This window comes from Pseudomonas oryzicola (genome assembly GCF_014269185.2).
Lineage (GTDB): Bacteria > Pseudomonadota > Gammaproteobacteria > Pseudomonadales > Pseudomonadaceae > Aquipseudomonas > Aquipseudomonas oryzicola.
The window spans coordinates 913,647-932,032 of record NZ_JABWRZ020000001.1 but is presented as its reverse complement, the minus strand read 5'-3'; the positions used below and the strand labels follow the sequence as shown (position 1 = coordinate 932,032).

The 18,386-nt window shown below is 63.1% G+C and carries 15 protein-coding genes and 1 other RNA gene; 8 read left to right on the top strand and 8 right to left on the bottom strand.

What is annotated here, in order from left to right; translation table 11 throughout:
* Positions 1–92 precede the first annotated feature (92 nt).
* The 5 genes from carA to grpE all read right to left on the bottom strand — a co-directional run bounded on the left by carA (position 93) and on the right by grpE (position 6,282).
* Positions 93–1,229 (bottom strand): glutamine-hydrolyzing carbamoyl-phosphate synthase small subunit, encoded by a 1,137-nt coding sequence (carA, locus tag HU760_RS04205; RefSeq protein WP_186672883.1) that lies wholly within the window; start codon positions 1,227–1,229, stop codon positions 93–95.
* 326 nt (positions 1,230–1,555) lie between these two features.
* Entirely contained in the window at positions 1,556–2,362 is an 807-nt protein-coding gene (dapB, locus tag HU760_RS04200; RefSeq protein WP_186672875.1) for a 4-hydroxy-tetrahydrodipicolinate reductase, read from the bottom strand.
* Between the two features lie 13 nt (positions 2,363–2,375).
* Positions 2,376–3,500, bottom strand: coding sequence for a molecular chaperone DnaJ (gene dnaJ / locus HU760_RS04195; protein ID WP_186672873.1), 1,125 nt, complete (start codon positions 3,498–3,500; stop codon positions 2,376–2,378).
* Between the two features lie 197 nt (positions 3,501–3,697).
* Entirely contained in the window at positions 3,698–5,623 is a 1,926-nt protein-coding gene (gene dnaK / locus HU760_RS04190; protein WP_186672871.1) for a molecular chaperone DnaK, read from the bottom strand.
* 101 nt (positions 5,624–5,724) lie between these two features.
* Positions 5,725–6,282, bottom strand: a complete 558-nt coding sequence (gene grpE, locus HU760_RS04185) for a nucleotide exchange factor GrpE (RefSeq protein ID WP_186672863.1) — start codon at positions 6,280–6,282, stop codon at positions 5,725–5,727.
* Between the two features lie 193 nt (positions 6,283–6,475).
* On the opposite strand from grpE, the gene recN reads away from it, so the two are divergent.
* A complete protein-coding gene (gene recN, locus HU760_RS04180) occupies positions 6,476–8,149 on the top strand; it encodes a DNA repair protein RecN (protein WP_186672861.1) in 1,674 nt (557 codons plus the stop codon).
* Positions 8,150–8,249: 100 nt separating this feature from the next.
* Here the strand turns inward: recN and fur are convergent, their stop codons facing one another.
* Positions 8,250–8,654, bottom strand: coding sequence for a ferric iron uptake transcriptional regulator (gene fur, locus HU760_RS04175; protein WP_012274258.1), 405 nt, complete (start codon positions 8,652–8,654; stop codon positions 8,250–8,252).
* A 97-nt stretch (positions 8,655–8,751) separates the two neighbouring features.
* On the opposite strand from fur, the gene HU760_RS04170 reads away from it, so the two are divergent.
* Positions 8,752–9,285, top strand: a complete 534-nt coding sequence (locus HU760_RS04170; protein ID WP_186672854.1) for an outer membrane protein assembly factor BamE — start codon at positions 8,752–8,754, stop codon at positions 9,283–9,285.
* A 62-nt stretch (positions 9,286–9,347) separates the two neighbouring features.
* Here the strand turns inward: HU760_RS04170 and HU760_RS04165 are convergent, their stop codons facing one another.
* A complete protein-coding gene (locus HU760_RS04165; RefSeq protein ID WP_186672852.1) occupies positions 9,348–9,782 on the bottom strand; it encodes a type II toxin-antitoxin system RatA family toxin in 435 nt (144 codons plus the stop codon).
* A 163-nt stretch (positions 9,783–9,945) separates the two neighbouring features.
* On the opposite strand from HU760_RS04165, the gene smpB reads away from it, so the two are divergent.
* Positions 9,946–10,428, top strand: coding sequence for an SsrA-binding protein SmpB (gene smpB, locus HU760_RS04160; protein WP_013974300.1), 483 nt, complete (start codon positions 9,946–9,948; stop codon positions 10,426–10,428).
* 126 nt (positions 10,429–10,554) lie between these two features.
* Here the strand turns inward: smpB and HU760_RS04155 are convergent, their stop codons facing one another.
* Complete coding sequence (locus tag HU760_RS04155) at positions 10,555–11,322, bottom strand: FCD domain-containing protein (RefSeq protein ID WP_170032774.1); 768 nt, start codon at positions 11,320–11,322, stop codon at positions 10,555–10,557.
* Positions 11,323–11,578: 256 nt separating this feature from the next.
* Here HU760_RS04155 and HU760_RS04150 point away from each other — a divergent pair, with 256 nt between their 5' ends.
* The 5 genes from HU760_RS04150 to ssrA all read left to right on the top strand — a co-directional run bounded on the left by HU760_RS04150 (position 11,579) and on the right by ssrA (position 18,336).
* Positions 11,579–13,249, top strand: a complete 1,671-nt coding sequence (locus HU760_RS04150; RefSeq protein ID WP_186672850.1) for a lactate permease LctP family transporter — start codon at positions 11,579–11,581, stop codon at positions 13,247–13,249.
* A gap of 63 nt (positions 13,250–13,312) precedes the next feature.
* The gene (lldD, locus tag HU760_RS04145; RefSeq protein WP_186672848.1) at positions 13,313–14,458 is read left to right on the top strand and encodes an FMN-dependent L-lactate dehydrogenase LldD; all 1,146 of its coding nucleotides are present in this window, start codon (positions 13,313–13,315) and stop codon (positions 14,456–14,458) included.
* Positions 14,459–14,532: 74 nt separating this feature from the next.
* A complete protein-coding gene (locus tag HU760_RS04140; protein WP_186672840.1) occupies positions 14,533–17,343 on the top strand; it encodes an FAD-binding and (Fe-S)-binding domain-containing protein in 2,811 nt (936 codons plus the stop codon).
* 214 nt (positions 17,344–17,557) lie between these two features.
* Complete coding sequence (locus HU760_RS04135) at positions 17,558–17,845, top strand: PA2433 domain-containing protein (protein ID WP_186672838.1); 288 nt, start codon at positions 17,558–17,560, stop codon at positions 17,843–17,845.
* Between the two features lie 99 nt (positions 17,846–17,944).
* Positions 17,945–18,336, top strand: a transfer-messenger RNA (tmRNA) gene (gene ssrA / locus HU760_RS04130).
* The last annotated feature ends 50 nt before the right edge of the window (positions 18,337–18,386 follow it).

Here is an 18,386-nt window from a genome sequence, read left to right as displayed (position 1 = left end):
ATCCGGGGTCAGTCGGCAAGCCGCCTTGAACAATCTGGGTCAGGCGCTTCCGGGCGCGGCGAGAGCCGGCCCGGGGCCTTGCAGCAGGATGCTCAGCGGCGCTTGGCCATGGCATCGATGAAACGATCGAACAGAGGCGCGACATCGGTCGGGCCCGGGCTCGCTTCAGGGTGACCCTGGAAGCTGAACGCGCTCTTGTCGGTGCGCTCGATACCCTGCAGGGTGCCGTCGAACAGCGACTTGTGGATGGCGCGGACGTTGCCCGGCAGGGTGGCCTCGTCAACGGCAAAGCCGTGGTTCTGGCTGGTGATCATGACCACGCCGGTGTCCAGGTCCTGGACCGGGTGGTTGGCACCGTGGTGGCCGTGGCCCATCTTCACGGTCTTGGCGCCGGAGGCCAAGGCCAGCAGCTGGTGGCCGAGGCAGATGCCGAACACCGGGATCTCGGTCTCGAGAATTTCCTTGATCGCCTGGATGGCGTAGTCGCACGGCTCGGGGTCGCCAGGGCCGTTGGACAGGAACACGCCGTCCGGGTTGAGTGCCAGCACTTCGCTGGCCGGGGTCTGGGCCGGCACCACGGTCACGCGGCAGCCACGGGCGACCAGCATGCGCAGGATGTTCAGCTTGACGCCGTAGTCGAAGGCGACCACGTGGTACGGCAGGTCGGCAGCGTCGATGGTCGGGTGGCTGTCGGTCTTCAGCTCCCACACGCTGGAGCGCCACTCGTAGCGTTCCTTGGTGGAAACGACCTTGGCCAGGTCCATGCCCTTCAGGCCCGGGAAGGCACGGGCAGCGGCGATGGCGGCTTCTTCGCTGATGTTGTCACCGGCGAGGATGCAACCGTTCTGAGCGCCCTTTTCACGCAGGATTCGGGTCAGGCGACGGGTGTCGATGCCGGCGATGGCGACGACGTTGTTGGCCTTGAGGTACTCAGGCAGCGACTGGGTGTTACGCCAGTTGCTGGCCAGCAGCGGCAGGTCACGAATGACCAGGCCAGCGGACCAGACGCGGTTGGACTCGGCGTCTTCCGGGGTAGTACCGGTATTGCCGATGTGCGGGTAGGTCAGGGTTACGATTTGCTGCGCATAGGAAGGGTCTGTAAGGATTTCCTGGTAGCCGGTCATAGCGGTGTTGAAGACCACCTCACCAACGGTCTGACCGTCGGCACCAATGGCTTCACCGCGGAAAATACTGCCGTCGGCAAGGGCGAGTATGGCTGGCTTTGTCAAGAAGACCTCCCGTAAATCAAGCATGAAAGGGCGATCGCAGGTTGCAAAAAAGCGGAGTGACGTATGGACACGTCACCCCGCTTTCATGTGCTGAATTCAATTCGCTGCGCGCTTTTAGTGGACACACTAAAGCTGTAGCTTACAGAAAAGTGCGTTTTCGGTCTACCGCAGATGTGTCTCTAAAACACATCAATGCGACAGGCTGACATCTGTGTTGGGTTCTTCGCGGGCTTGCCCGCTCCCACAGGACCCCACAAACCTCCAGGCTTGCGCTATCCCTGTGGGAGCGGGCAAGCCCGCGAAGAACCCAACACCACTCCAACTGCTTAACGCAGCTCGAGCACATCCTGCATGTCGTACAGGCCAGGCTTACGCCCATCCAGCCACAGCGCCGCACGTACGGCACCCTTGGCGAAGGTCATGCGGCTGGAAGCCTTGTGGGTGATTTCCACGCGTTCGCCTTCGGCGGCGAACAGCACCGTATGGTCACCCACCACATCTCCAGCACGCACGGTGGCGAAGCCGATGGTCTGACGCTCACGCGCTCCGGTCTGCCCTTCACGGCCGTACACGGCCACTTCCTGCAGGTTGCGACCCAGCGCCTGGGCAACCACTTCACCCATGCGCAGCGCGGTGCCCGACGGCGCATCGACCTTGTGCCGGTGGTGCGCTTCGAGGATTTCGATATCCACATCGTCACCCAGCACGCGCGCCGCGGTGTCCAGCAGCTTCAGGCACAGGTTGACGCCAACGCTGAAGTTGGCCGCGAAGACGATCGGGATTTCCTTGCCGGCGTCGACCAGTTGCTGCTTCTCTTCCGGCGTGAAGCCCGTGGTACCGATGACCATGGCCTTGCCCGCCTTGCGGCAGAACGCCAGGTTTTTCAGGGTGACGGAGGGGTGGGTGAAGTCGATCAGCACGTCGAACTCGTCGACCACCTTGGCCAGGTCGTCGGAAATTGGCACGCCGATACGACCCAGGGCCGCCAGCTCACCGGCATCAGCCCCCACCAGCGTACTGTCCGGGCGATCGATCGCCGCGGTCAGGCCAGCCTGTGGCGCCTGTTGCTGCACGGCCTCGACGAGGGTCTTGCCCATTCGCCCTGCCGCGCCCATCACTGCAATACGTCGCATAGCCATTTCCTTGTCAGAGGTCGCCGAAGAAGCGCTTCACGCCATCGAACCAGCCACTGGCCTTGGGCGAGTGGGAGCTGTCGCCTTCCAGCGAATCACGCAGCTCTTCAAGCAGCTCGCGCTGGCGGCGGCTGAGGTTGACCGGGGTTTCCACCGCCACGCGGCACAACAGGTCACCGGCACCACCGCCGCGCACCGGGGCAACGCCCTTGCCGCGCAGACGGAACTGCTTGCCGGTCTGGGTGCCTTCGGGGATTTTCAGCTTCACACGACCATCTAGGGTAGGCACTTCCAGCTCGCCCCCCAGGGCGGCATCGGTGTAGCTGATCGGCACTTCGCAGTACAGGTGCTTGCCATCACGCTGAAAGATCTCGTGCTCACGCACATTGATCACCACGTACAGGTCGCCGGTCGGGCCACCATGGGTACCGGCCTCGCCCTCGCCCGACAGGCGGATACGGTCGCCGGTATCGACACCCGCCGGCACCTTGACCGACAGCATCTTGTATTCCTCGACACGCCCTTCGCCGTGGCACGAGGTGCACGGGTCGGTGATGATCTTGCCCTGGCCATGGCAGCGCGGGCAGGTCTGCTGCACCGAGAAGAAGCCTTGCTGCATGCGCACCTGGCCGATACCGCCACAGGTCGGGCAGGTCGACGGCGTGGAGCCCTTCTTGGCACCGGAGCCGTCGCAAGGCTGGCAGTTGACCAGGGTGGGCACACGGATACTGACCGTGGTGCCACGCACCGCTTCTTCCAGGTTCAGTTCCAGGGTGTAGCGCAGGTCGCTGCCACGCTGGGCACCGCCACGTCCACCGCCGCGGCCACCACCGAAGAAGTCGCTGAACACATCGCCAAAGATGTCGGAGAAGTTGGCACCGCCGAAGCCGGCACCACCGCCACCCATGCTCGGGTCCACGCCAGCATGACCATACTGGTCGAACGCCGCGCGCTTGCTCGCATCAGACAGCACTTCGTAGGCCTCGTTGGCCTCCTTGAACTTGTCTTCCGACTCTTTGTCGCCGGGGTTGCGGTCAGGGTGGTACTTCATCGCCAGACGGCGATAAGCCTTCTTGAGGTCAGCTTCACTGGCGCCGCGCTCGACACCCAGGACCTCATAATAATCACGCTTGGACATAGGTCATTTGCACCTTGTTGGGCGTCTGGCATCTGCGCCACGCCATCAGCACCTGCCTTTTGCCCACCGGGGCCGCTGACAGATGCTGTAAAGATTCTCGAATTCCAGATACGCCAACGCGGGAGCAAGCCCCCGCGCGGCGACATCCTACCAGCTCACCGGCAAACGACGGTGAACTGGCCGACAACATGCAGGGATTACTGCTTGTTGTTGTCTTTCACTTCTTCGAACTCGGCGTCAACCACATCATCGTGCTTGGCTTCCGGCTCGGCGTGCTGCGCGCCACCCTGAGGCTGTTCGGCCGACTGCTCGGCGTACATCTTCTGGGCAACCGGAGCCGAAACCTTGGACAGCTCTTCGACCTTGGCGTCGATGGCAGCCTTGTCGTCGCCTTTGACAGCGGCTTCCAGGGCAACCACGGCAGCCTCGATGGCGGTTTTCTCTTCGGCGGTAACCTTGTCACCGGCGTCAGCGACCATCTTGCGGGTCGAGTGAACCAGCGCGTCACCCTGGTTACGGGCAGCGGCCAACTCTTCGAACTTGCGGTCTTCCTCGGCGTTGGCCTCGGCGTCACGCACCATGCGCTCGATTTCTTCGTCCGACAGGCCGGAGTTGGCCTTGATCACGATCGACTGCGACTTGCCGGTGGCCTTGTCCTTGGCGCTGACGTGCAGGATGCCGTTGGCGTCGATGTCGAAGGTCACTTCGATCTGCGGTACGCCACGCGGAGCCGGCGGGATGTCAGCCAGGTCGAACTTGCCCAGCGACTTGTTCTGGGCAGCCTGCTTGCGCTCACCCTGCAGCACGTGAATGGTCACCGCAGCCTGGTTGTCGTCGGCAGTCGAGAACACCTGCGACTTCTTGGTCGGGATGGTGGTGTTCTTCTCGATCAGCGAAGTCATCACGCCACCCATGGTTTCGATACCCAGGGTCAGCGGGCTGACGTCCAGCAGCAGTACGTCCTTGACGTCACCGGCCAGTACGGCGCCCTGGATGGCGGCACCCATGGCCACGGCTTCGTCCGGGTTGACGTCCTTGCGGGCTTCCTTGCCGAAGAAGTCGGCAACGGCTTTCTGTACCAGCGGCATGCGGGTCTGGCCACCGACCAGGATCACGTCGTCGATCTTGGCGACGTCGATGCCAGCGTCTTTCAGGGCGATGCGGCACGGCTCGATGGTACGCTGAACCAGGTCTTCGACCAGCGACTCCAGCTTGGCGCGGGAGATCTTCACGTTCAGGTGCTTCGGACCGGTAGCGTCTGCAGTGATGTACGGCAGGTTGACGTCGGTCGACTGCGAGGACGACAGCTCGATCTTGGCCTTCTCGGCAGCTTCCTTCAGGCGCTGCAGAGCCAGCGGATCGTTCTTCAGGTCCATGCCGGACTCTTTCTTGAACTCGTCGACGAGGTAGTCGATCAGGCGCATGTCGAAGTCTTCACCACCGAGGAAGGTGTCACCGTTGGTGGCCAGTACTTCGAACTGATGCTCACCGTCGACTTCGGCGATTTCGATGACCGACACGTCGAAGGTACCACCACCGAGGTCATAGACGATGACGGTGTGGTCGCCCTTGGCCTTGTCCATGCCATAGGCCAGCGCAGCGGCGGTCGGTTCGTTGATGATGCGCTTCACGTCCAGGCCGGCGATACGACCGGCGTCCTTGGTGGCCTGGCGCTGGCTGTCGTTGAAGTAGGCCGGAACGGTGATGACCGCTTCGGTGACTGGCTCGCCGAGGTAGTCTTCGGCGGTCTTTTTCATCTTCTTCAGGACTTCGGCACTGATCTGCGGCGGCGCCATGTCCTTGCCACTGGCCTGTACCCAGGCGTCGCCATTGCCGGCCTTGACGATCTTGTACGGCACCAGCTTGATGTCTTTCTGCACGACATCTTCTTCGAAGCGGCGGCCGATCAGGCGCTTCACTGCGAACAGGGTGTTGTGCGGGTTGGTTACAGCCTGGCGCTTGGCCGACTGACCTACCAGGATTTCGCCGTCGTTGGCGTAGGCCACGATCGAAGGGGTGGTACGCGCGCCTTCGGCGTTTTCGATGACCTTGACGTTACCGTTTTCCAGAACGGAGACGCACGAGTTGGTGGTCCCCAGGTCGATACCGATGATTTTGCCCATGTTAACTCTCCCGAAACTTGAATTTGGTAGCAGCGACTACTTTGGCCAACTGCGGTAATACTTGAAGGCTTGACACCTAGATGGGGATGCCCGGAAGGATTTCAAGCCTTTTCATCGATAGAGGGTTGCGGTGCGCTCGGCGCCTTGCTGACCACCACCATGGCGGGGCGCAGCAGACGGCCGTTGAGCAGGTAACCCTTCTGGAACACGTTGAGCACGCTGTTCGGCTCCACCTCGGCGTTTTCCTGCATGGCCATGGCCTGGTGATGCTCAGGGTTGAACGGCTGGCCATGCGGGTCGATGGCTTCGAGGTTGTAGCGCTTGAGGGTGTCCTGGAACATCTTCAGGGTCAGCTCCACACCTTCGCGGATCTGCTTGACGTTCTCGTCATCGGCACTGGAGTGGGCCAGGGCCAGTTCCAGGCTGTCGATCACCGGCAGCAGGTCGCCGGAGAATTTCTCCAGGGCGAACTTGTGGGCCTTCTCGACATCCTGCTCGGCACGACGACGCGCATTCTGCACGTCGGCAACGGCGCGCAGCGCCTGATCCTTGGCTGCGGCCAGCTGTTCCTCGAGTTCCAGAACACGGGCGTCAGCAGTATTGCCTGCACCGGCTTCTTCCACGTTAAGGTCTTTCTCGTTCAGCTGCTCATCAGCCATGGGGTCTCTCCTGCGCAAATTTGTGGACTGCGAGCCACGCTCGCCTTGGATGTCGGCTATATGGGGCCGGAAAAACCAGCTTCAAGGGGGCAAGGTGGTTTTCCGCCCGGCAACACAATCCGGCAAAGGGCATTGGCAGGCCTGAAAAAAGTACTGTATAAATAACCAGACCTGACTTTCGGGAGCTGCCCTCATGCTGGTGCACCTGTCCATTCACAACTACGCCATCGTCGAACACCTCGACCTCGAGATCGCACGCGGCATGTCCGTCATCACCGGCGAAACCGGCGCCGGCAAATCGATCATGCTCGATGCCCTCGGCCTGGCCCTGGGCGACCGGGCCGACAGCGGCGTGGTGCGCCCCGGCACGGACAAGGCGGACATCCTCGCCACCTTCGACCTGGTGGACATTCCCGAGGCCCATGCCTGGCTGGCCGAGCGCGACCTGGACAACGACGGCCTGTGCATCCTGCGCCGGGTGATCACCGCCGAAGGCCGCAGCCGCGGCTACATCAACGGCACGCCCTGCCCGCTCGGCGACCTCAAGGCACTGGGCGAGCTGCTGATCGACATCCACAGCCAGCATGAGCACCAGTCGCTGCTGAAGACCGACACCCACCGCCGCCTGCTCGACGAGTACGCCGGCGCCGTCGACCTGGCCTGCCAGGTGCAGCTGGCCGCCAAGCGCTGGAACCAGACCCGCCTGGAGCTGGAGCGCCTGTCCAATTCCGGCGACGAGCAACGCGCCCGCCACCAGTTGCTCAGCTACCAGCTGGAAGAACTCGACAACCTCGGCCTGGGCGAGCACGAACTGGAGCAACTGGAGCAGGAACACAAGCAGCTGACCAGCGCCGAAGCCCTGTTCGGCATCTGCCGCCAGGTGATCGACCAGTGCAGCGAAAGCGACTCGGGCAATGTGCTCAGCGCCCTCACCGCCAGCCTCAACCGCCTGGGGGCCGCCACCCACTCGCCCAAGGCACTGAGCGAGGCGGCCAACCTGATCGCCAGCGCGCAGATCCAGGTCGAGGAAGCCGTCGGCGAGCTCAACCGCTTCCTCGACAACTTCGATGCCGACCCCATGCGCCTGCAGGCCCTGGAAGAGCGCCTCGACACCATCTATACGCTGGCGCGCAAACACCGCGTACACCCCACCGAACTGCCCCACCTGCAGCAGCAGCTGATGGAAGAACTGGAAGGCCTGAACGCCAGCGACGAGTCGATCGAGCGGCTGGGCGAGGAGCTGGCTGCCTTCGCCCAACACTATAAGGAGAAGGCCCGCGAGCTCAGCGCCCTGCGCCAGCAGGCCGCGCAACAGCTGGCGGTGGCCGTCGAGCAGGAAATCCAGCGCCTGGGCATGCCCGGTGGGCGCTTCTGCATCGCCCTGACGCCAAACGAGGGCACCGACCTGTCACCTCATGGCCTGGAGCAGATCGAACTGCTGGTCAGCGCCAACCCCGGCCAGCCGCTCAAGGGCCTGGCCAAGGTCGCCTCAGGTGGTGAGCTTTCGCGCATCAGCCTGGCGATCCAGGTGATTACCGCGCAGACCTCGCGCATTCCTACCCTGGTGTTCGACGAAGTCGACGTCGGCATCGGTGGGCCGACTGCAGAAATCGTCGGCCAGCTGTTGCGCCGCCTGGGCGAACGCGGCCAGGTGCTGACCGTGACTCACCTGCCGCAGGTTGCAGCACAAGGGCATCATCACCTGTTCGTGCACAAGGTGCGTAACAGCGACACCACCCACACTGCCGTGACCAGCCTGGGCAAGCGCGAGCGGGTCGAGGAAGTAGCGCGTATGCTCGGCGGCATCGACCTGACCAAGGAATCGCTGGCGCATGCGCGCAAGATGGTGGTTTCCGGCAAGGTTTGATGCCGGCGGCAGTGCAGGTCGACTGCATTTTCCTGCCGAGCCTATAAAGCACAAAGGCGACCCGAAGGTCGCCTTTGTCATTCATAACGATAGAAAATCGTTACTTCTTCTTACGCACATACAGGACCAGATTGTGGTCCACCAGCTCATAGCCATGCTCGGCCACGATTTCGCGCTGACGCTTCTCGATCTCGGCATCCATGAACTCGATGACTTCGCTGGTATCCACGTTGACCATATGATCGTGGTGGCCACCGTCAGCCAGTTCGAATACTGCATGACCGCCGTCGAAGTTGTGGCGAACCACCAGACCCGCCGCTTCGAACTGGGTCAGTACGCGATAGACGGTGGCCAGGCCCACGTCTTCGCCAGCTTCCATCAGCGCCTTGTAGACATCCTCGGCGCTCATGTGGCGCTGCTCGGTCGAGTCGAGCATCTGTAGGATCTTGACTCGAGGCAGGGTCACCTTGAGACCGGCTTTGCGCAATTCGCTATTTTCAACCATGGTCAGCTTTCTCGCCGATGCTGCTTCGCAGCTTCTCTTAATACGGGTATGATCGGGGTTTACGTTGTCCAGCCAAGATAGTGGAAGTCGCCCACCGATGCAAAACACCAAGCTCTTGCTAACCAGCCTCACCCTAGTGGGACTGCTCGCACTCGCCGGTTGCTCGTTTCCCGGGGTTTACAAAATCGACATCCAGCAGGGCAATGTCGTTACGCAAGACATGATAGACCAATTGCGCCCCGGAATGACCCGTCGGCAAGTAAGGTTTATCATGGGTAACCCGCTGATCCAGGACACCTTCCACACCAATCGCTGGGATTACCTGTACAGCATCCAGCCAGGCGGCGGCAAACGTCAGCAGGAACGCATGAGCGTGTTCTTCAACGAAAGCGACCAGCTGGTGAGCCTGTCCGGCGACTTCATGCCAGGCGTCAGCCGCGACCAGGAAATCCTCGGTGGCAGCGGCGACACCACGGTCAGCCCGGCCACTCAACCAGGGCAGCCAAGCGCGCAGCCAGAAGAGAAACCGGCCAAGCCAGGTTCGGTGGAAGAATCCATCCAGCGCGAGATCGACACCATCGAGACCACCCCGGTGCCAACCCCCGCACCGCTGGAAACCTCGCCTCAGTAAGCGGCGGGCAGGTACAAAAAAGCCCGGACCAGTTCCGGGCTTTTTTATTGCCGCTTTTGCAGTCAGCTGTTCAGCTGCTTGGCACGCTGGCAGAACGCATCGACCAGGGTGTTGGCCGCCTGGTTGAACAGCGGGCCCAGCGTGGCACGCACGATCGGCCCGGCGTAATCAAACGACAGGTCGAGGCTGATCTTGCAGGCCTTTTCCCCCAGCGGCTTGAACACCCACAGGCCATGCAACTGGGTGAACGGCCCTTCCTCAAGATTCATCTCGATGGACTGCCCCGGCACCAGCACGTTACGTGTAACGAACTGCTGGCTCATGCCGCCCTTGGCCACCTCAAGCTTGGCGCGCATTTGCGTGTCGCTGGCTTCGAGCACCGTGGAGTCGGAGCACCAAGGCAGGAAATCCGGGTAGCTGGCGACATCGTTGACCAGGTCGTAAAGCGCCTTGGCGGGGTATGGCAGCAGGGCGGAGCGTTGAATATGGGTAGTCATCCAGGCGTCACTTCCAGGGCTGGGTGGCGGTGCTTCGCAGCGTGCCGAAAACAGTTTGTGTAGCTATGACAGCGTCCGTATTGTCCGGTATTCATTCCGGTGGCTCAAGCACACCGAAATCCCATAGCGGACGACGCTCCGACTTGCCTATAATGCCGCCCCTATGGCTAAGCAAAAAAAACATCCGACCGGGACCATCGCGCAAAACAAGAAGGCGCGACACGATTACTTCATCGAACACAAGTTCGAGGCCGGGCTGGTCCTGTCCGGCTGGGAAGTAAAAAGCCTGCGAGCCGGCAAGGCCCACCTGACTGACAGCTACGTACTGCTGAAGGACGGTGAAGCCTGGCTGTTCGGCAGCCACATCACCCCGCTGACCACGGCCAGCACCCACGTCATCGCCGACCCAATCCGTACGCGCAAGCTGCTGCTGAACAAGCGCGAGCTGGAACGCCTGGAAGCGGCCGTGGCGCAAAAAGGCTATACCTGTGTGGCCTTGGCGCTGTACTGGAGCAAGCACCTGATCAAGTGCGAGATCGCACTGGGCAAGGGCAAGAAGGAATTCGACAAGCGCGACACCATGCGCGAGCGCGATTCCAACCGCGAGCTGCAGCGGGCCGTGCGGAACAAGGGCAAGGAAGAGTAATACCTCTTCTTCAGCCTGCTCCGGCCTCTTCGCGGGCTCGCCCGCTCCCACAGGTATCGCGCCACCTTCGGGTCCGGCGCATATCCTGTGGGAGCGGGCAAGCCCGCGAAGAATCCAACACCGATCTCAACGCCCGCTACGCCGCTCCGCCCGCGCCACCCGCTGCGCTTCTTCCTGCGCCTCTTCCAGCACTTCCTGCACATACAGAATGTGCCGGCTGGACACCTCCCGCGCATCGTCCGCCCTGCCCTCGACAATCGCCAGGTACAGCTCCCGATGCTGGCTGATCAGCATGTCGCGGGTCTCGGCACGTTGCTGATACATGCCGCCGATGTTGGTCACCACGTTGCGCTTGAGCAGGTCGAACAAGCCACGAATGGTGTGCAGCAGCACGGCGTTATGGCTGGCCTCGGCAATCGCCAGGTGGAAGCGCGCATCGGCTGCACCCTCCTCTACCCGGGTCACTTCATCGGCCCGGGCATAACAGTCCTGCAATGCATCAAAGGCCGCCTTCAGGCGCGCCCGGTCCGGCTCGGTGGCACGCTGGGCGGCGTAATAGGCGCAGGAAGCTTCCAGGGTATGGCGAAACTCCAGCAGGTCACGTTGCGCCTCGGCGCTGTGTTCGAGCAACTGCAACAATGGGTCGCTGAAGGTCGAGCCCAGCGACTCGGCAACGAAATTGCCCCCACCCTGGCGGCTGACCAACAACCCCTTGGCCACCAGCTTCTGGATCGCCTCACGCAGTGACGGGCGGGACACACCGAACTGCTCGGCCAGGACGCGCTCGGCCGGCAGCCGCTGCCCGGAGGTCAGCGTGCCTTCCAGAATCATCCCTTCCAACCGATCGACGATGTCATCGGACAGGCGCCGTTGGCGGACCTGATCAAAAACCATCACATGCTCTCCACAAACCCCCGGCAGATTTCCAGGGGTGTCTATTCTCGCCGATCCAGGGTTGTGCAAACACCATCAGGTGACATTTTTCCCTGCCCATCAGGTGCCCACTCATCGGCACACGACCAAAGTTTTGCGCGAGACAAATTGACACACCCACGACAGCGCTCTTAACCTAGCGACCAGTCATTGTAAATTGGTATTACCAATTATCCAATGCCAGTGCCTGACCAACAACAATTAGGGGCCACCCCATATGCAAACCTGGCAACAATTCTATAGCCCGCTTGGTAGTCTCGGCCTGTCCGCACTGGCGGCGGTCATCCCCATCGTCTTCTTCTTCCTTGCCCTAGCCGTGTTCCGCCTCAAAGGCCACGTGGCCGGCAGCATCACCCTGGCGTTGTCGATCCTGGTGGCAATCTTTGCCTTCCAGATGCCTGTCGACATGGCGTTCGCCGCCGCAGGGTACGGCTTCCTCTATGGCCTCTGGCCAATCGCCTGGATCATCGTTGCCGCGGTGTTCCTGTACAAACTCACGGTCAAGAGCGGCCAGTTCGAAGTGATCCGCAGCTCGGTGCTGTCGATTACCGATGACCAGCGCCTGCAAGTGCTGCTGATCGGCTTCTGCTTTGGCGCCTTCCTGGAAGGTGCGGCGGGCTTTGGCGCACCGGTGGCAATCACTGCCGCGCTGCTGGTGGGCCTGGGCTTCAACCCACTGTATGCCGCCGGCCTGTGCCTGATCGCCAACACCGCGCCAGTGGCCTTCGGCGCGCTGGGCATCCCGATCATCGTGGCCGGCCAGGTCACCGGCATCGACGCCTTCCACATCGGCGCCATGACCGGTCGCCAGCTGCCGCTGCTGTCGCTGTTCGTGCCGTTCTGGCTGGTATTCATGATGGACGGCCTGCGCGGCGTGAAGGAAACCTGGCCTGCCGCCCTGGTTGCCGGCCTGAGCTTCGCCGTTACCCAGTACTTCACCTCGAACTTCATCGGCCCGGAGCTGCCGGACATCACCTCGGCCCTGGCCAGCCTGATCGCCCTGACCCTGTTCCTGAAAGTCTGGCAGCCCAAGCGCTCGTTCGCCGAAGCCAAAGGCAGCGTGGGCGCCGCCGTGGTGCAGCCAAGTGGCAGCCAGCCAAGCCCCTACAGCCTTGGCGAGATCTTCAAGGCCTGGTCGCCGTTCCTGATCCTCACCGTACTGGTCACCATCTGGACCCTGAAGCCGTTCAAGGCGGCCTTCGCGGCAGGCGGTTCGATGTACAACTTCGTGTTCAACTTCGCCATCCCGCACCTCGACCAACTGGTGATCAAGGCCGCACCGATCGTGGCTGCGCCAACCGCCATGCCGGCGGTGTTCAAGCTTGACCCGATCTCCGCCACCGGCACCGCGATCTTCCTCTCGGCGCTGATTTCCATGGCGGTGCTGAAGATCAACGTCAAAACTGGTCTGACCACTTTCAAGGAAACCTTCTGGGAACTGCGCTGGCCGATCCTGTCGATCGGCATGGTGCTGGCCTTCGCCTTCGTCACCAACTACTCGGGCATGTCCTCGACCATGGCCCTTGTGCTGGCCGGTACCGGCGCTGCGTTCCCGTTCTTCTCGCCGTTCCTCGGCTGGCTGGGCGTATTCCTGACCGGCTCGGACACCTCGTCCAACGCCCTGTTCAGCTCGCTGCAGGCCACCACCGCGCACCAGATCGGGGTCAACGACACCTTGCTGGTTGCAGCCAACACCAGCGGCGGGGTAACCGGCAAGATGATCTCGCCGCAATCGATCGCCGTGGCCTGCGCCGCCACCGGCCTGGTCGGCAAGGAATCCGACCTGTTCCGCTTCACCGTCAAGCACAGCCTGTTCTTCGCCACCATCGTCGGCCTGATCACCCTGATCCAGGCCTACTGGCTGACCGGCATGCTGGTCCATCACTAAAGTGAAAGGGGCCGGGCGCCCTGTTGCGCCCGGCAATCCCCACAAGCAACGCTGCGAGAATCCATGATCATTTCCGCCTCTACCGACTATCGCGCCGCGGCCCAACGCAAGCTGCCTCCTTTCCTGTTCCACTATGCCGACGGCGGCGCCTACGCCGAGCACACCCTGCGCCACAACGTCTCGGACCTGGCCGGCATCGCCCTGCGCCAGCGCGTGCTGAAGAACATGTCCGAGCTCAGCCTCGAAACCCACCTGTTCGACGAAACCCTGAGCATGCCGGTGGCCCTGGCCCCGGTCGGCCTCACCGGCATGTACGCCCGCCGCGGCGAAGTGCAGGCGGCGCGCGCGGCGGCGGCGCATGGCATTCCGTTCACCATGTCCACGGTGTCGGTGTGCCCGATCGAAGAAGTAGCGCCGGCCATCGACCGGCCGATGTGGTTCCAGCTGTACGTGCTCAAGGACCGCGGCTTCATGCGCAACGCCCTGGAGCGGGCCAAGGCTGCCGGGGTCAAGACCCTGGTGTTCACCGTCGACATGCCCACCCCCGGCGCCCGCTACCGCGACGCGCATTCCGGCATGAGCGGCAAGCACGGCCCACTGCGCCGCGTGCTGCAGGCCATGACCCACCCCGAGTGGGCGTGGGATGTCGGCGTGATGGGCCGCCCGCACGACCTGGGCAATATTTCCGCTTACCGTGGCAACCCTACCGGCCTGGCCGACTACATCGGCTGGCTGGCCAACAACTTCGACCCGTCGATCTCCTGGAAAGACCTGGAATGGATCCGCGACTTCTGGGACGGTCCGATGATCATCAAGGGCATCCTCGATGCCGATGATGCCCGCGATGCGGTCAGGTTCGGTGCCGACGGTATTGTCGTGTCCAACCATGGCGGCCGTCAGCTCGACGGCGTGCTGTCCAGCGCCCGTGCCTTGCCGGCGATTGCCGACGCGGTCAAGGGTGAGCTGAAGATCCTGGCTGACTCGGGCATCCGCAGCGGCCTCGACGTGGTGCGCATGATCGCCCTGGGCGCCGACACCGTGCTGATCGGCCGCGCCTTCCTCTACGCCTTGGCCGTACACGGCCAGGCCGGGGTGAAGAACCTGCTGGAGCTGTTCGAGAAGGAAATGCGCGTGGCCATGGTGCTGACCGGTGCCAAGTCGATCAGCGAAATCACCCGCGACTCGCTGGTACGCGAACTGGGCGCCTGACGCCTGCAAGAACGACCGCCTGATTGACCCGGGGCATGTGGCGCACAGACGCCACAGCCCCGCGAGGAGACTGCATGAGCCTGCCTGCCGCGTTCCTGCGTGATGCCGAGCGCCTGATCCCTGCCGAACGCCGTTTCGACGACCCCACTGCCACCCTGGCCTTCGGCACTGACGCCAGCTTCTACCGGCTGATCCCCAAACTGGTGGTACGCGTCGAAACCGAGGACGAGGTGGTCGGCCTGATCAGACTGGCCCAGCGCGAGCGGGTGCCGGTCACCTTCCGCGCCGCCGGCACCAGCCTGTCCGGCCAAGCCATCAGCGACTCGGTGCTGATCGTGCTCGGCGACAACTGGAACGGCCGCGAAATCCGCGGCCAGGGTGAGCAGATCCGCCTGCAGCCGGGGGTCATCGGCGCCCAGGCCAACGCCTGGCTGGCCCCGTTCGGGCGCAAGATCGGCCCCGACCCGGCCTCGATCAACGCCTGCAAGATCGGCGGTATCGTCGCCAACAATGCCAGTGGCATGTGCTGCGGCACCGCGCAGAACACCTACCACACCCTGGCCGGCCTGCGCCTGGTGCTGGCCGATGGCACGCGCCTGGACAGCGAAGACCCGGCCAGTGTCGCCGCCTTCGAAGCCAGCCACGCCGAGCTGCTGGAAGCACTGGCCCGCCTGGGCCGCGAAACCCGTGCCAACACCGCATTGGCCGAGCGCATCCGGCACAAGTACCGGCTGAAAAACACCACCGGCCTGTCGCTGAATGCACTGGTCGACTACGACCAACCGCTGGACATCCTGCAGCACCTGCTGGTCGGCTCCGAAGGCACCCTCGGCTTCATCAGCGCAGTCACCTACAACACCGTGCCCGACCACCCGCACAAGGCCAGCGCCCTGCTGGTGTTCCCCAGCGTCGAAAGCTGCTGCCGCGCGGTGACCGTGCTCAAGCAGCAACCAGTTTCGGCGGTAGAGCTGCTCGACCGCCGCAGCCTGCGCTCGGTGCAGAACATGCCCGGCATGCCGCTGTGGGTCAAAGGCCTGTCGGACCACGCCTGTGCCCTGCTGATCGAATCCCGCGCCGCCAGCCAGAGCCTGCTGCACGAACAGTTGCAACAGGTAATGGCCGCGATCGCCGATTTCCCGCTGGAACAACAGGTCGACTTCAGCGAAGACCCAGTCGTGTACAACCAGTTGTGGAAAATCCGCAAGGACACCTTCCCCGCCGTCGGCGCCGTGCGCCAGACCGGCACCACGGTGATCATCGAAGACGTCACCTTCCCGGTCGAGCAGCTGGCCGAAGGCGTCAACCGCCTGATCCAGCTGTTCGACAAGCACCGCTATGACGAAGCGATCATTTTCGGCCACGCGCTGGAAGGCAACCTGCACTTCGTTTTCACCCAAGGTTTCAACAGCGCCGCGGAAGTCGCCCGTTACCAGGCGTTCATGGACGACGTGGCACAGCTGGTGGCGGTGGAGTTCGGTGGCTCGCTCAAGGCCGAGCATGGCACTGGGCGCAACATGGCGCCGTTCGTCGAGCTGGAATGGGGCAGTGACGCCTACCAGCTGATGTGGAAACTCAAGCGCCTGCTCGACCCCAACGGCATCCTCAACCCAGACGTGGTGCTGAGCGAAGACCCGGACATCCACCTGAAGAACCTCAAGCCGCTGCCCGCCGCCGACGAGATCGTCGACAAGTGCATCGAGTGCGGTTTCTGCGAGCCGGTGTGCCCCTCCAAGGGCCTGACGCTCAGCCCGCGCCAACGCATCGTCATGTGGCGTGACATCCAGGCCAAGCAACGCGCCGGCATCGACACCCGGGAGCTGCGCCGGGCCTACCAGTACCAGGGCATCGACACCTGCGCCGCCACCGGCCTGTGCGCCCAGCGCTGCCCGGTGGGCATCAACACCGGCGAACTGGTGAAGAAACTGCGCAGCCAGGCCGCTGACCACACCAAGACCGCCGACTGGCTGGCCGACAACTTCCACACCGCCCTCGGCGGCGCGCGCCTGACCCTGACCGCTGCCAACACCGCGCGCAAACTGCTGGGGGCCCCGCGCCTGGGTCGCCTGAGCGCCACGTTGAGCAAGGCCAGCAAAGGCCGCCTGCCGCAGTGGACCCCGGCCATGCCGCAACCCCTGCGCCCGCTGCCCTTCGGCCCGGCCAGCCACGACGCCCGCCCCCGCGTGGTGTACCTGGCCGCCTGCGTTTCACGGGTGATGGGCCCGGCCTATGCCGACCGCGAGCAAAGTTCGCTGCTGGACAAGACCCGCGCGCTGCTGGAAAAGGCCGGCTACCAGGTGGTGTTTCCCGACAACGCCGACAGTCTGTGCTGCGGCCAGCCGTTCGCCTCCAAGGGCTACCCCAAGCAGGCCGAACACAAGCGCCAGGAGCTGATCAATGCGCTGCTGCACGCCAGCCGCGGAGGCCTCGACCCGATCTACTGCGACACCAGCCCGTGCACTCTGCGCCTGGTCCAGGACCTGGGCGAAAGCCGGCTGGACCTGTACGACCCGGTGCGCTTCATCCGCACCCATCTGCTCGACCGCCTGGAGTTCACCCCTCAGGACGAGCCCGTGGCCGTGCACGTGACCTGCAGTACCCAGCACCTGGGTGAAAGCCAGGCGCTGATCGACCTGGCACGGCGTTGCAGCACGCAAGTGGTGATCCCGGAAGGCATTCATTGCTGCGGCTTTGCCGGTGACAAAGGCTTCACCACCCCCGAACTCAACGCCCACTCGCTGCGCAGCCTCAAGGACGCGGTGCAGTATTGCAGCGAAGGCATCTCCACCAGCCGCACCTGCGAGATCGGGCTGTCCAGCCACAGCGGTATCGACTACCACGGCCTGGTCTACCTGGTAGACCGCGTCACCCGCCCGCGCAGCAGCTGACGGCAGATACCATCCAGGTGGGAGCGGGCACACCCGCTCCCACAGATACTGCTCCGGCTTTGGGCCCAGGCTGTGCTTGCAGGCGCGGCTTCAGCCGCGAACACCGGCACGCCGGTGCCATCCCCAGCACCGCCACTTTCCCGATTGAACCCCCGCCAATCCCCCGCAGTCCACCTTACAGGCCCACCTTCCAGAGGCCCCAGAGGAGACTCCCATGAAAGGTACCGCGCTTTCGGCCCTGTTCGCGGCCGCCACCCTGCTGGCTTCACCGGTGTTCGCCGCCGAAGACCTCTGCGCCACCAACCTGCAGAAAATCGACGACAACATGGCCACCCTCGGCGCCACCTCCGAGGGCCTGGACAAGGCCATCACCGAGCACGTCGACAAGGCCAAGGCCGCCCAGGCCGCAGGCGACACCAAGGAATGCATCGCTATCACCAGCAAGGTGCTGGAGCGCCTGGACAAGACCGAAAAAGGCAGCGACAGCAACAGCGGCTCGTGACGCCAGGCGCGGGCGACGGGACCTGCTGTCGACGTCGCCCGCACAATGGCGTATACTCTGCCTCACGTGCCGTAAGGTGCGTTAGCTTAGAGCTAGTGTGGGGCCGATTAGGATTCGACGCCGGTAGCGAAACTCTAGGTGCATGCCGAGTTGGTAACAGAACTCGTAAATCCACTGTTGCAACTTTCTATAGTTGCCAATGACGAAAACTACGAGGGTTACGCTCTCGCTGCGTAAGCAGCTGAGCCCGCTCTCCTGGTAGCTTCGGCTCCAGCAATCATCAGGGGATGCCTGTAAACCCGAAATGATTGTCATACAGAACAGGATCGTCGTGTAGCACGTTGGGGGCAAAGCGACTAAAACTTACCCAACTCGTCCAAAGCACCCTGCCCGTCGGGCGGCTGCGGATTAACTCAGTAGACACGGCTAAGCATGTAGTACCGACAGCGGAGTACTGGCGGACGGGGGTTCAAATCCCCCCGGCTCCACCAAATAATCCTTACAAAACAGGCACTTAGCGAATTTCGCAAGTGCCTTTTTT